Raw genomic sequence first — 14,476 nt, forward strand, 5'->3', positions numbered from 1 at the left:
AAATCGATGTTGTGGCGTGTGCTTTTTATTTGCCTTTAATATAGTCTAATGATTGTGCAGTTTCAGCGTCGATTGTTCGGTAAGAGATGACACCTAATCCTTTGACGTTTGATTCAGAAATCACAATTGATCCATCTGAATTTACTTTTTCAACAAAAGCGACGTGACCGTAGTAACGGTCTGCCCCGAGTGTGCCTGGAGTAAAAACAACGGCTGAGTGTTTAACTGGTTTTTCAGAGACGCTATAGCCTTTAACGAGTGCAGAGTACGTCCAATCTTTCGCATCCCCCATATCTTCAGCGATGTTCAAACCAAATTGCGCGAAACGATGGTACACATACCATGTACATTGGCCATATGGATATGCCGCCTTACCTTGGACTGAGAATGGTTTAAATGTATGATGCGTTGCGTCATTTTTTGAAACGTCTTTTGATTTTAAAAGTTTTGGCATACGTTTTTGATCGAAACGGTCTAAATCATACGTACGAATGAGCGCTTTGAGTTTTGTATCATAATTTGGATCGGTCGCATAAGTGCCGACAAGTGCCTCAGTTGCAGAACGGTAACTCATACTTTCGCTTTTCCAAGTGTCTTTATAAATATGAGGATCACCATCAATGCCATGTTTCATGAGTTGTGCGTAGTCATTAAGAGAAGCTTTGACATTAGGGTACTTGCGAAATGATGCACTAATCTGATACATATTGTGCCCATTAGATTCTAACGTATCAAATGTCGATGACTGGCCTCCATAAGCGCCTTTCATACCAAATAAATTATAATGTGGTGCTTGAGAGAGTGCGCTACGCCCAGAATCTGACTCAAGAATCGCTTGAGCAATCATAACGGATGCATAAAGATCGTGCTTTTGACCAATATCATGTGCATCTTTTGCGATAGTATTCACAAATTTACGTGTAGATTCATTTGAGACAACTTCATAGTCAGCATTTCCATTTGTTTCTGGAAAAGTTTGGAAGAGTGTTGTCTGACGTAAATCTTGTCCTCGTTTATCTCCTTTAAAAGATTGTTGAGGTGCTTGTGATGGCGTATCTTGTAATGTATCAAAATCTGGAATTTGTGGGTTATTAGGCTCTGATTTTTTAGAATCTGATGTTTCATTTTGTGCTTGATAATCCTTATGCGTTTCATGTGCTTTTTCACTATATTCGTCTAATAATGCGCTAATCGTAGCATCTTCTGTCAAACTATTATCTGATGAGGCGTCTTCTGTTTGTTGAGATGATTCAGTTGATTGAGCGTGCTCCTCAGATGATTCTAGCGATGCGTGTCCTTCAGATGAAGAGTTAGCGTCCTCTTCAGAAGTCGAAGGTTCCTCTGTAGAAGTGATATCCTCTGATGAATCTGTTTCTGTTGATGGTATTTCCTCAGTAGTATCCTGTTCATCCGTCAAAGTATCATCGGCTATAAATTCCTCTTCTGTTGTGTCTGCAGTCGAGTCTGTCTCAGGTGTTTCTGATGTCTCTTCTGAAATATCCAGCTCACCAGATAATATCGCATTCAAATTATCAAAAAAGTTGCGATTATCAGGAATATTGTATGACGGTGTCTCTTGTGACGGTGTTTCTTCGGATGAAAGACTTGATACTTCAGTCGTATCTGTTACGGTGTCAGTGGTCTGTGATGATGTGTTTGTTTCATTTGAAGTAGCTGATTCGGTTGACGAACCAGTGTTTATAGTTGATTCAGTCTCAGTTGTACGACGGTCATTCAAAACAGTGTCGAATAATGACGATTGACGTGGCAACTTAAATGGTGCAAAAAAGTCTATATGATAACGCGATGGCTCGTTTGATTTCGCTTGATGTTCAGATGTTCGATGCGGCTCGGTAGATTGTGTTTCGTCAGTAGATGTGTCCTCTGATTTAGGACGTTCAGTTGACGACGTTTGACTACGAGAGCCTTTTTCTTCGGTCGATGGCGTTTGTTTTGTTTTCACATCTTGTGTTGATTCAGATTCTGTTGTGGCTTGAGCGAGACCTGATATAAAAGATGGCAATATTAAACTCGTCGATAATACACCGACAACAATATATTTTGATTTCAAGATAATCCTCCTATTTTTAGTGATTTCAAAATAGCTTTATCTCTATGTAATGCATTGAAAGTGTTGGTATAATGAATAACATTTAAAGATACTATACAAAATGGCAATGAGATTGATATACTATGTTAGGTTATCTTATAAAGTTGATAATTATCAACTAAAATTACTTGGCGAATTCAAAGTTATATTAGCCAGTTTACATGATATTGATTGAATAATAAAGTTTATATTGAGCGTGTATAATGATTATGACAGCATTACGTCCAATCATGTTATTGTATAGCGTCAGTTGTGATTAAAAGAGAATTTGGATGAGGTGAAAGTATATGAAAAATGCTATCAAGCTGTTTATGATGGATATTAAAAAGATAGCAAAGACACCCGGCGCCATCATCTTAATTGCAGGACTCGCAATTTTACCTTCATTTTATGCGTGGTTTAACTTAGAAGCAACATGGGATCCGTATTCCAATACAAACCATATTAAAATTGCGGTAGTCAATGAAGATGAAGGAGACATCGTCAAAAACAAGAAAATTAATGTAGGAAATAAAATTGAAGACACTCTACGGAAAGATGATCACTTTAATTGGCAATTTGTCAGTCGCGAAAAAGCAGATCACGATTTACGAATGGGTAAGTATTATGCTGCCATATACATTCCGAAACCATTTACACATGAAATTACAGGAACATTGCGTAAAGAACCACAACAAGCGAAAGTTACATACAAAGTCAATCAAAAGCTTAATGCGATTGCACCTAAAATGACTGATGCCGGTACAAGCGAAATTGTTAAAAAAGCGAATGATAATTTTAACGAAACCGTGACAAAAGTTTTATTAGAGCAAGCAGATCAGCTAGGGATTAAACTAGAAGATCGAATCCCAGCTTATGAAAAAATACGAGATGGTATTTTTACTGCGGAAAATGCATTACCTAAAATTGAACGCTTCCGTCAAGCTATTATTTATTTAGATGATCACCAAGACGCACTTGATCAATATGCTAATGAATTTAGAAATCTTGAAAATTATAAAGGCGATGCAGTGCGTGCAACAGAAAGACTCAATCAACTGAATGCAAGTATTCCAGCGATTAATGAACGTGCACAATTGATTGTGGATTTAAATCGCTTTATGCCTAATATTGAACGCGCATTACAAGTTGCAAGTGGTGTTCAAAATCGTTTTCCAGCGATTAATAATGGAGTGGATCTCGCAATTGCTGGAACAGAAAAAGGTTTGAATGATTTGAATGCTGCGAATGAACGATTACCTTTAATCGAAGCAAGAGTGAACGCTTATGGTGAAGTGATAGACCGTGCTCAAACAGCGAATAATGACTTTGCGAATGATGTGCAAAATAACGGCATTGCGACAACGCCACAAAGTCACGACGGTACGGGTTACCAAACTACACAACTGAGCACTTCTGATAATGCACCACTTGCGCCTCTTCCAGAAGGTCATGTGATTTCTGAGGAAGAGGCATCGTCACTTACTTCTGCCTATTATGATGCGATGAGTGGCGTAAATCAAACGGCAAAAACGCAAATGGATGCGACTCAACAAGATTTAAAAGCAGCTGAAACATTAAGTTACGGTATCATCAGTTCAAATCACCCAGAGCAGTTTAAGCAACCTTTAACACATCTGATCGCACGAATGAATAGCGCGAATAAATTTGTACGTGATTATCGAGACTTTCTATCAAAAATCGAACAGACAGAAGGCGTTGATTTAACGACTGAACAGCAGAAATTAAAAAATACACAAGAAGACCTCCTTCAAATTACGAAGAAACTAAATGCATTAAACGATGCACTAGTGGCGGGGAACTCTGGTAAGCAAGAAGCAGCTAACGTTGTGAATGGCTTAAGCGATATTAAACAACGACTAGATACTGCGAAATCAACCATTATCTCTGATATTGCTGATACTTTACTTCAAATTTCAAACGGTGTCGGTACAGCGTTGAATCGTGGTGAGACAACGATAGATAATGTCCAAACGCGCTTACAAAATGTTCAAAACATTATTCGAACAGGACAAAGTATCTTAACAGAAGGACATGAGCGTCTTACAAGACTCAGTGAGGTGTTACCACAAGTCGAAGCAACGTATGTAGATGCTATGGCGATTGCACAATCCTATTTTCCAAAATTTAAGGAAAACGTGGCACAAGCATCTAACTTTGTTCAAAATGACTTACCACAACTTGAAGCTCGATTGAATGGTGCAACGAATACAGTCAATGAGACGTTACCTGAGCTTTTCGCGCGATATGATCGATTACGTCAAATTCTAGATGCTAATCAACCTCAAGCTAAAGCAGCTTTAAGTAACTTAGCTGATTTTGCGCGTAATGAAATGCCAAATGTTGAAAAAGATCTTGAAAAAGCGAATGATATTTTTACAGAACTTGATAAAAATAATACGTTACAAGAGATGATAGATTTCTTAAGAAACGACCTTAAGAAACAAGCTGGTGTCATTGCGAATCCAATAGATATCCAACAAGAGAATGTTTTCCCTGTAAAAGATTATGGTTCTGCAAGTACACCATTCTATACGGCACTTGCAATTTGGGTTGGTGCGTTACTACTCGTGAGCTTATTGTCGGTAGATAATAAACACGAAGCATTAAAGCCATACTTATCTGTACGTGAAACATATCTTGGCAAAATGGGGCTTTTTGTGACAATGAATGTGATTCAAGCATTGATTGTATCTATTGGAGATATAGTTTTATTAAAAGCTTCTATTGAATCTGTCGCTTTATTTATCGCGATTTGTGTGTATTCTGCAATCATCTTTATGACGATTGTCTACACATTAGTATCATTACTCGGAAACCCTGGTAAAGCGTTAGCGATTATTATTCTTGTCTTACAAATTGCTGGTGGGGGTGGAACTTTCCCAATCGAAGTAACCCCAGCGTTTTTCCAAGCGATTCACCCATACTTACCGTTCTCTTATAGTATTGATGCACTGCGCGAGGCAGTAGGGGGACCGATACCTGAAATATTAACGTATAAAGTCTTAACTCTTGGCTTATTTGGAGTAGGGTTCTTCCTGCTTGGTATTATTGGTAAGCCTTATATTAGCCCATTAGCACAAACACTTGCCGATAAAGCAGAAAAGAGCGACGTTTTAGAATAAAACATTAACAAAAATTAATGAATCGATGTATAGACTCAGATCGTATATTTGGAAAAAATTTTTCAAATTGCTATCTGAGTCTTTCTCATTAAAGGAAATGGTGAAGCTTTATTTGTTTAGAATATTTTGAAATATCATATAAAAAATCAAATCATTTAAAGATCATCTTCAATAGTATATAATACATATCAAGATACTAGGGTATAAAGAGGCGAATATAAATGGAATTCTTGAATGTCTTTAAAAAATGGGCAGATGTCTATGATGAAACAGTTTTTAATGCGCATGATGACAATGAGTATAAAGATGTTTTTAAAGGATATAACGAAATGTTAGATAAAGTGGCAACGTTATCTTCAGGACGTATCCTTGAAATTGGAGCTGGAACTGGTAATTTAACTGAGCGTTTACTCGCACAACATGAAGCGGTGAAAGCGATTGATCCATCTGAAGAAATGCGTAATATTGCAAATCAAAAGTTACCCCAACCTATACAAGAGGGTCACTTTTTAGATGTGCCTTTATCACATCAAGTAGATACGATTGTATCGACATTTGCATTTCATCACTTAAAGGATGAACAAAAACAAGAAGCTCTTGTTTATTTAAAGCAATTTTTAGCACCACATGGAAAAGTAATTATGATTGACACTGTATTTGATTCGTTAGACAGTAAGGAACAGTATATCAAACGGTATTTAGAACGTGGCTATTTGAATCTTGTAGAGGATTTGAATACGGAATACTATACAACTGTAACGCAAATGGAAAAAATCGTAGAGTCTTTAAATGGTCACGTCGAGTGGGAGCGTCAAAATGATTTTGCGCAATTAATGATTATGACATTTGATTAACGTATATATTGAGAATGAAATAGGGATACTTGATCGTATAGGATATCAAGTATCCCTTTTGGTTACGACGGTTTATTTTGTGATTGACTTGGTTGTGAACTAGGTGCTTCTGTTGTAGTTGGCGTACCTGTTTCTTTTGTTGGAGGCTCAGTAGTTTGTTGCGGTACACGAGATTGTTCTGTTGATGGTGTTTGTGTTGTTATTTCTGGACTTGGTGCTTGTGTGTTTGGTTGTGAACTTGGTGTTTGTGGGACAGGTGTCTGAGTCTGCCCATGTTGTGATGGGTATTGTTGCGTTGGTGTTTGTTCGGTATTTTGAGTTGGAATAACCTCTTGTGTTGACGGTGTGTTATCTGTCGGTGCTTCAGATGACACGGTTGCTTCAGTTGTTTTTTCAGTTGTCTTTTTTTCTTTTGTATCGACACTTTTAAAAGGAATAGTGTCATGATTGATGGCTATAGCTGTAAAGAATACAAGCCCAATAACAAGGATGCCGATAACAATAGATATAAGTACTTTTTTCATCATTTTATCCCCTTTGACAGGTTATTTGTATTCAGTATAGCGAGTTAAAAGACAAATTGAAAGTTAAAATAAGGGAGACGTTAAGAGAGGTAAAACAAGAAATAGTGAGAGGGAAATCGATAACATTAGTCATCGATCCCCAAAATTGAGGTGATTTATACGTTTATTGAGTGAAGGCTAGTTACTTTACTGCACCAAATTGCAAATAAATTGCAATCGCTCGTTTGATGTCAGTTTTCTTATAAGCGCCATTCTGATTATCGAGTTGAAAATACGCTAATATTTCATCGGACGTATGAACATCTTTAGGAAACTTAGCATCCGAATTCATATAACGAGCCAAATCACCTAATAGAGTATCATCACCAATGTATAATTGCATATATTCATAAAAGCTCAAAAACGTCACCTCTTTACTGAGCTAACCAATATTATAGCATATGCATGGAACATTGGGAGATAAAGATATAAAAAAATTAAATGGATGTTTAAAAAGTGCCCCTCTATTGTTTTAAAAAAATATGATATATTAAGTTTATGAATTTTGGAATAAGTGAGGGATTTTTGTTGATACAGGCAGAAGCTATTTTAGATAAAATGAAGCATCAAAAAATCAATTATGATAAAGTATTACGTAAAATGATAAGAAATTGGGAGAATGAGGGGGTACGTCCATCCATTTTATTACATAGTTGTTGCGCACCGTGTAGTACATATACGCTCGAATTTTTAAGTGAGCATGCAGATATTGCAATTTATTTCGCTAATCCTAATATTCATCCTAAAAATGAATATTTAAGACGTGTACGTGTCCAAGAACAATTTGTGAGTGACTTTAATGCGAGAACAGGACATCACGTTCAATATATTGAAGCGCCATATCAACCACATGAATTTATGAAAATGGCTAAATCACGTGGGTTAACGGAAGAACCTGAAGGCGGTGCGCGATGTACAGCGTGTTTTGGTATGCGTCTTGAAATGGTAGCAGAAGCGGCTGTTGAGTTAGGATATGATTATTTTGGGAGTGCGATTACACTGTCACCGAAGAAAAATGCACAGTTAATCAATGAAATTGGATTAGATGTTCAACAATTGTATGATGTGAAGTATTTACCAAGCGACTTTAAGAAAAACAAAGGATACGAGCGTTCAATTGCGATGTGTAAAGACTACGATATCTTTCGCCAATGCTATTGCGGATGCGTATTTGCTGCTCAACAGCAAGGTATTGATTTCAAAACAATTAATCAGCAAGCCAAAGCTTTTTTAACTCAATTGGATAGTCATTCAGTTTAGAATTCTAGGAGCTGTGACAATGATGTGTGGCATTCATTATTGTCATGGCTCTTTTTCATTTCGGTATTCAAAAAATGGAAAATACGGCAGACACGATAAATTATAGCAATAGTATTACCGATTGTCGTCAATACTTTGAAATGATACACTCGAATATAAAGACGTATCATATTTAAATAAGTGAGAAGTATTACGTAGGCAATAATGAATAAAGTACTTTATTTTAAAAAGGATACATAAGTGTTTGAAAGGAGCATACAGATGAAAAAATTATTAGCCGTATCCGCAGCGTTATTGGTTTTAACTACGGCATGCAGTAATGAAGCAGATAACAAGAATAATCAAGAAACATCTAAAGCAAAAACGACTGAAACTAAAAAAGACCAATCTAACAGTCAAGCATCAGAAAATGCTGAAGATCATAAAGATACTGAACAAACTTCAGATAAAGAACAGGCAGAAAAGGTAAGTCAATTATCGGAAGAAAAGAAAGCGGCATTGGTATTTTCTTCTAGTGAAGCTTCTAAGTATACACTAAGTAAAAAAGAAATTCTGACAGGTATATTTGAACAAAACTACCACAATGAAAAAGAACAAAAGCAGTTATATAAGCTGTTTCTAATTAAAGCTGATGGCTATAGGGAAGTACCAGAAAATATGAGGTTCTATACAGTATATCCTCCTAAGGGAAGTTATGCTTCAATCATTGGAATCGGTGAAGATAAAGCCTTTGTCGGAGGTGTACAAGGTGCTACTACATATGATGAGATGTTAGAAAATGGAGAGGAGCTAGACCTAAATGCGCTCTATAACGAAAACAAACATTTCAAATCACTAGACGAGCTGTCTCAAAAGATTGAGTTTAAAAATGAGCATCCTATGCAGGATGAGGAAACACGAAAAGAGCTTGAAGGACAAGAAAGTGCAGGAACGATGGCACATGCACGCAGTCAAGTTTATCAACAAATCAATGACTTTGAAGGTAAACCTATTAATACTGAAGACTATGTATGGGATAATGTTAAATGGAATAACGGATTAGATAGTTGGACAGTCAATTATAGAGACAAAGATTTGGAGATAGTGGGGACATACAAAAAAGAAGCTGAGCAAGGAATTGTTAAATTGGATTCAAATGGCAATCGAATTAAATAATAGTTTTACTTTTGATATAAGAAGGCCGAGAAAAGTTTAACCTGAATACTTTTCACGGTCTTTTTTGTATTAAAGCTATAAAAAAAGACAAGTGACCCTATCCGAAGTGGTTCTTTAAAATTCAAAACGCTCTCTCAATGACCTTTTGCGATATGTGGTGGGAGGCGATGAACGGCATTTCGAGAGCTGAATTCTCAACAGAACTTCGCAATTCTTCAAAATTGTAAACAATTTCTTGAATTGCTATGGTTCTGCTCGCATTCAAAACGCTCTCTCAATGACCTTTTGCGATATGTGGTGGGAGGCGATGAACGGTGTTTCAAAAGCAGAATTATCGGTAGAACTCCACATCTTGATAAAATCAAACTACGATTTTACAAGCTGTTACGTTCTACTCTAATTCTAACCGCTTTTTCAACAACCTTGATGATAGACGGTGTTTCGGAAGCAGCGTTCTCGGCAGAACTTACGCCCCGCTTTAAACTAAAACCCAGTTTTAAGCGTTGCTGTCGTTCTACTCTAATTCTAATCGCTTCCTCAACAACCTTTTTTTATAATTTCGTGTTAAAATATTTTAGTATTCTAATATTGATATAGATAGAAGGAAGGCGTTTGTATGAAGAGTTGGAAGTTTGGTTTGGTGGTTTTGACGGCGAGTTCTGCACTGTTAGCGAGTTGTGGGACGCAGTCGTCTCAAGATAATGTGTTGGATGTGGAGTTACCTTTAAAAACGACATCGATTGCACCTTATGAGACTGATGTTCCGGTTCAAGCTGGCGCGATGGAGTCGTTGTTTAAAGTAAATTCTAATGGCAAGGTGGAACCGCTACTTGCTGAAAGTTATAAGCAAGTGTCTCCTCAAAAGTTGGAGATGACGATTCGTGATAATGTGTCTTTCCAAAATGGTGACAAGTTAACAGGTGAAAAGGTGAAACAAAGCTTGGATTATGCGTTAAAACATGGTGATTTGGTAAAGGCAACGTTACCGATTCAATCGATTTCTGCGGATGGTCAAAAAGTAACGATTGAGACATCTGAACCTTATCCAGAGTTAGCATCTGAACTTGCGAGTCCTTTTGCGGCGATTTTTGATACGAGCGCTAAAGGTGATGTGGATGTTCAACCTGTAGGAACAGGTCCTTATCAAATTAAAGATTATCAACGTTCACAAAAGATTGAACTCAGTCGTTTTGATGACTATTGGCAAGGCAAACCTCAGCTTGAAGGGGTTAATATTACTTATCAAGAAGATGGGAACACACGTGTTAGTCATCTTCAATCAGGTAAAGCTGATTTAATTACGAATGTGCCTGTAACGAGTGTCGATGCGTTGGAAAAAGACGATAAAACGAAAATTTCAAGTGTTCCTGGATATCGTACACAAATGCTGATTTACAACCATGACAGTAAAAAGATGACTAAAGATGTACGAGAAGCACTAGACTTAATTATTGATCGTGAAAGTATCGCAAAAGAGATTTCTAAAGGTTACGCGAAACCTGCGACAGGTCCGTTTAATGACACACTGGATTTTGTAGAAGAAAAGCCAGTTCAAAAACAAGATATTGCGCAAGCGAAACAATTAATCGAGGCAGCAGGGTATTCGAAAGACAAACCGCTTAAGATTCAATTAGTGACATATGAAGGACGTCCTGAACTACCAAAAATCGCTCAAGTCCTTCAGTCTGATGCGCAAAAAGCGAATATAGATATTGAAATTCGTAATGTTGATGATATCGAAGGTTACTTAGCAGACCGTTCTCAGTGGGATGCGACAATGTATAGTTTCGGTACGATTCCACGCGGTGATGCAGGTTACTTCTTTAACCAAGCGTATCATCCAGATGGTGCGATTAATAAAGGTGATTATCATAATCAAAATGTAACAGCAATGATCAATCGTTTAAATCAAACGGTTGATAAAAAAGAACGTGAACAATTATCAAATGAAATCGTAAACGAAGTTCAAAAAGATGTTCCTGAAAGTTACATTACGTACAATGATACGATTGATGGATTAAATCGCAATGTTTCGAACTTTAAAGCGACACCGGAAGGCATTTATTTAATCGATTATAAAGTCGGGTTAAAAGATGCGGATTAAACGCATTGTGCTGTCGTTAATTCAAATGGTGGTCGTGTTGTGGATACTCTCGACCATCACTTTTATTTTAATGAAACTGACACCTGGAGATCCGGTGAATGCGATTTTACATGTAGGGGAATCTAATGTATCTCAAACAACTATTAATGAAACTCGAGCTGCATTAGGTTTGAATCAATCTATCTTTCAGCAGTACATAGAATGGCTTTCTCATATTATTCGTTTAGATTTTGGTACAAGTTATCAAACAGGTAATCCTGTGACAGAAGAAATAGTATTTTACGCACCGCCCACGTTAATCATTGCAGGCTTAACAATAGTTGTAGTGATGTGTGTGGCGTTACCGTTAGGCGTTTTAGCTGCATTTCACTATCAAAAACCTTTAGATCGTGTGATTCGTATTGTGACGTCAATGACTGTAAGTATTCCGTCATTTTTCTTAGGGATTATTTTGATTTATGTGTTTGCGACGCGTCTTAATATACTGCCTGCATCGGGGCTAGGCACACCATTTCATTTTGTATTACCTGTAATTGCGATGAGTGTGGGCATGAGTGCGTATTATGTCAGACTGATGCGGTCGACTGTGATTGATTTGTATCAGAGCCGGGAAGTTGAAGCGTCTCGACTGCGTGGGATGTCAGAGCGTTATATTTTCTTTTACGATGTCTTAAAGCCGTCACTGGTGCCGATTGTTACAATTTTAGGGTTATCGATAGGCAGTTTGATTGGTGGGACAGTCGTTATAGAAAACTTATTCGGCATCCCAGGTATTGGGCAATTTTTAGTGGATAGTATTCGTGCACGTGATTATCCTGTTATACAAGGTGTAGTATTGATGATTGGATTATTTGTGATGATCGCAAATTTCGTGAGTGATGTGATTGTATTGTGGCTCGACCCGATACAGCGTTACCATAAAGCGCGACATATTAAACGACATCAACATACTGTGGATCGCGAGGTGACATTATGACACGTTTTAAACAATTACCATGGTTAGTCTGGTTGTGTTGCTTTTATATCTTAGTGATTGTACTTGCGCAGTTTGGTGTCTCTGAAAGTCGTGCTTTTGATGTACATTTAGGTGACACGTTACTGCCAGCGAGTGCTAAACATTGGCTAGGAACAGACGATTATGGTCGGGATTTATGGTCACGTCTCATTATTGGTGCACGGTATACATTGATTGTTAGTGTATTAACACTTGTAGTTACAGTCGTGATTGGTGTTCCGATTGGTTTGATTGCTGGTTATTTTAGAGGAACACTGGACCGTGTGATTATGCGTGTGGTGGATCTTGGCTTGAGTATTCCTGAGTTTGTCTTAATTATTGCGATGGCAAGCTTTCTTAAACCGAGCATTTGGAATTTAGTCCTCGCGATGACGTTGTTACGGTGGATGACTTACGCACGTGTGACACGGACAATTGCGAAAGGTGTAAGAGATATGGATTATATTCGTATGGCTAAATTGTTTAAAGTGCCGACACCTGTGATTATGATACGACATGTGTTACCTCATGTTTTACCATCATTGTTGGTCATTATGACGGTTGATTTTGGAAAGATTATTTTATATATTTCATCACTCTCTTTTCTTGGGTTAGGTGCGCAACCGCCTTCACCAGAGTGGGGGGCAATGCTTAATGCAGGCCGTACATATATGACGTCACATCCTATAATGTTAATTGCGCCGGCTGTGATGATAGCAATCACGATTTTAATCTTTCAATTAACGGGTGATGCATTACGTGATTATTTTGCGAAAGAGGGACGTGAGGTGCATAAATAAATTACTAGATATCCAAGGGCTAACAATTCAGAGTGGCACAAAACAGATAGTGGATCGAATTAATTTAGCTGTGTACAAAGAAAAAGTGAACGTTTTAATCGGTGAAAGTGGCTCAGGTAAAAGTTTAACAGTAAAAGCAATATTAGATGCATTGCCTACTAGTGTACACGCTTCAATGGATGAAATGAGATTCAAAGGTGAAACAGTACAGTCTGTACGTGGGTTACTTGGCCGGCATATCGGTTATATTTCGCAAGACTATACACATAGCTTCAATGCGCATATGACCATCGGCAAACAACTCGTAGCCATTTATCGCGAGCATTATCGAGTTTCTCATACTGAAGCGCTACAAAAAGTGAAACAGGCGCTCGGATGGGTGGAGCTTTCAGACATTGATATGATGAAACGCTATCGTTTTTCATTGTCAGGCGGCCAACTTGAGCGTGTATTGATTGCGAGTGTTATGATGCTTGAACCGTCCCTTATTATAGCGGACGAACCGACAGCTTCACTTGATGTTGTAACAGGGCACCACATCATGAAGTTACTTCAACATTTAGCAGAGTCTCATGGTGTAACATTGCTCATAATTACTCATAATTTATCACATGTGCAAACCTTTAGTGATTATATTAATGTGATGAAAGATGGTCACATTATCGACTATGGACATCTATCTCATTTTAAAACTGATGCAGTTAGTGCTTACACACAAGCGTTATTCCAACGTCGTAGTCGACTGAAACGAGGTGACACGGATGCTTAGTATACAACATGTGAACTTTTCGTATGCAGAACAGCCCATTTTAAGCGATGTGACATTTGAAGTGTCACCTAGCGAAATTGTCGGTATTGTCGGTGTGAGTGGCTCTGGTAAATCGACACTGGGGAACTTGATTTTAAATGAATTAACACCAGATTCTGGTACAATATCATCAACCTTTGACTTGGTGTTACCGATTTTTCAACATGCGGCTTATGCATTTAATCCAAAGCTTACGATACATGCGTCATTAGAAGAAGCGGTACGTTATCAAAAGCAACATCAATCCCAAATCCAAGCTTATCGTGATAGATTGATGAATCAAATGGGATTGCCTCAAACACTTTTATCACAGCGTCCTGGAGGGCTAAGTGGCGGTCAGTTACAACGGTTTAATGTCATACGTACATTAATGTTAAAACCAGATTTATTGATATGTGATGAGGTGACAGCGAATTTAGACGTTGTGGCAGAAGCGAAAATGGCAGAGGAATTGAAGCGATACGCAGAAGAACCAGGTCGAACGATGCTGTTAATTTCGCATGATATTGCTTTTTTACAAAATATTGTCGATCGTATGATTGTCTTAAAAGCAGGCCGTTTAGTCGATGATTTTCCGATTTCACAGTTATTTGAAGCATCTAGACATCCTGCGACACAAGAGCTAATCCAAATTTATACAGATATGTTGTAATAAAAGTTAAAAAACGATGGAAACTGAGAACGTTTCGCATCGTTTTTTTTA

At 37.6% G+C, this 14,476-nt stretch carries 12 protein-coding genes; 9 read left to right on the forward strand and 3 right to left on the reverse strand.

The window, feature by feature from the left end; genetic code table 11:
* Nucleotides 1-25: 25 nt before the first annotated feature.
* The gene (locus HHH54_RS02330; RefSeq protein WP_198617228.1) at nt 26-2,071 is read right to left on the reverse strand and encodes an amidase domain-containing protein; all 2,046 of its coding nucleotides are present in this window, start codon (nt 2,069-2,071) and stop codon (nt 26-28) included.
* A gap of 326 nt (nt 2,072-2,397) precedes the next feature.
* Here HHH54_RS02330 and HHH54_RS02335 point away from each other — a divergent pair, with 326 nt between their 5' ends.
* A complete protein-coding gene (locus HHH54_RS02335; protein ID WP_198617229.1) occupies nt 2,398-5,235 on the forward strand; it encodes a YhgE/Pip family protein in 2,838 nt (945 codons plus the stop codon).
* A 221-nt stretch (nt 5,236-5,456) separates the two neighbouring features.
* On the forward strand, nt 5,457-6,089 hold the full coding sequence (locus HHH54_RS02340) for a class I SAM-dependent methyltransferase (RefSeq protein ID WP_198617230.1): 633 nt from the start codon (nt 5,457-5,459) through the stop codon (nt 6,087-6,089).
* Nucleotides 6,090-6,151: 62 nt separating this feature from the next.
* On the opposite strand, the gene HHH54_RS02345 is transcribed toward HHH54_RS02340, so the two are convergent.
* Nucleotides 6,152-6,613, reverse strand: a complete 462-nt coding sequence (locus tag HHH54_RS02345) for a hypothetical protein (protein ID WP_198617231.1) — start codon at nt 6,611-6,613, stop codon at nt 6,152-6,154.
* A gap of 181 nt (nt 6,614-6,794) precedes the next feature.
* Nucleotides 6,795-7,013 carry a YozE family protein gene (locus tag HHH54_RS02350; RefSeq protein WP_198617232.1) on the reverse strand — a complete coding sequence of 73 codons (219 nt, stop codon included), beginning with the start codon at nt 7,011-7,013 and terminating at the stop codon, nt 6,795-6,797.
* Between the two features lie 167 nt (nt 7,014-7,180).
* Between HHH54_RS02350 and HHH54_RS02355 the strand changes: the two genes are divergently transcribed.
* The 7 genes from HHH54_RS02355 to HHH54_RS02385 all read left to right on the forward strand — a co-directional run bounded on the left by HHH54_RS02355 (nt 7,181) and on the right by HHH54_RS02385 (nt 14,425).
* Nucleotides 7,181-7,912, forward strand: coding sequence for an epoxyqueuosine reductase QueH (locus HHH54_RS02355; RefSeq protein WP_198617233.1), 732 nt, complete (start codon nt 7,181-7,183; stop codon nt 7,910-7,912).
* 261 nt (nt 7,913-8,173) lie between these two features.
* Complete coding sequence (locus HHH54_RS02360) at nt 8,174-9,067, forward strand: hypothetical protein (RefSeq protein ID WP_198617234.1); 894 nt, start codon at nt 8,174-8,176, stop codon at nt 9,065-9,067.
* A 616-nt stretch (nt 9,068-9,683) separates the two neighbouring features.
* Entirely contained in the window at nt 9,684-11,171 is a 1,488-nt protein-coding gene (gene nikA, locus HHH54_RS02365; protein ID WP_198617235.1) for a nickel ABC transporter substrate-binding protein, read from the forward strand.
* Complete coding sequence (gene nikB, locus HHH54_RS02370; RefSeq protein ID WP_198617236.1) at nt 11,161-12,147, forward strand: nickel ABC transporter permease; 987 nt, start codon at nt 11,161-11,163, stop codon at nt 12,145-12,147. Before nikA ends, nikB begins: the two co-directional genes overlap by 11 nt.
* Nucleotides 12,144-12,965: a nickel transporter permease gene (gene nikC / locus HHH54_RS02375; RefSeq protein WP_232796211.1), complete on the forward strand. Its 822-nt coding sequence runs from the start codon at nt 12,144-12,146 to the stop codon at nt 12,963-12,965. Before nikB ends, nikC begins: the two co-directional genes overlap by 4 nt.
* A complete protein-coding gene (locus tag HHH54_RS02380) occupies nt 12,958-13,734 on the forward strand; it encodes an ATP-binding cassette domain-containing protein (protein ID WP_198617278.1) in 777 nt (258 codons plus the stop codon). Before nikC ends, HHH54_RS02380 begins: the two co-directional genes overlap by 8 nt.
* Complete coding sequence (locus HHH54_RS02385; protein WP_198617237.1) at nt 13,727-14,425, forward strand: ABC transporter ATP-binding protein; 699 nt, start codon at nt 13,727-13,729, stop codon at nt 14,423-14,425. Before HHH54_RS02380 ends, HHH54_RS02385 begins: the two co-directional genes overlap by 8 nt.
* The last annotated feature ends 51 nt before the right edge of the window (nt 14,426-14,476 follow it).

It is taken from the genome of Staphylococcus canis, from assembly GCF_016238445.1.
Taxonomy (GTDB): Bacteria; Bacillota; Bacilli; order Staphylococcales; family Staphylococcaceae; genus Staphylococcus; species Staphylococcus canis.

Bases quoted from the DNA above. Each gene is read 5' to 3' on its own strand.
- HHH54_RS02335 (WP_198617229.1), top strand. From the start codon at position 2,398: ATGAAAAATGCTATCAAGCTGTTTATGATGGATATTAAAAAGATAGCA.
- HHH54_RS02340 (WP_198617230.1), top strand. From the start codon at position 5,457: ATGGAATTCTTGAATGTCTTTAAAAAATGGGCAGATGTCTATGATGAA.
- HHH54_RS02345 (WP_198617231.1), bottom strand. From the start codon at position 6,613: ATGAAAAAAGTACTTATATCTATTGTTATCGGCATCCTTGTTATTGGG.
- HHH54_RS02360 (WP_198617234.1), top strand. From the start codon at position 8,174: ATGAAAAAATTATTAGCCGTATCCGCAGCGTTATTGGTTTTAACTACG.
- nikA (WP_198617235.1), top strand. From the start codon at position 9,684: ATGAAGAGTTGGAAGTTTGGTTTGGTGGTTTTGACGGCGAGTTCTGCA.
- nikB (WP_198617236.1), top strand. From the start codon at position 11,161: ATGCGGATTAAACGCATTGTGCTGTCGTTAATTCAAATGGTGGTCGTG.
- nikC (WP_232796211.1), top strand. From the start codon at position 12,144: ATGACACGTTTTAAACAATTACCATGGTTAGTCTGGTTGTGTTGCTTT.
- HHH54_RS02385 (WP_198617237.1), top strand. From the start codon at position 13,727: ATGCTTAGTATACAACATGTGAACTTTTCGTATGCAGAACAGCCCATT.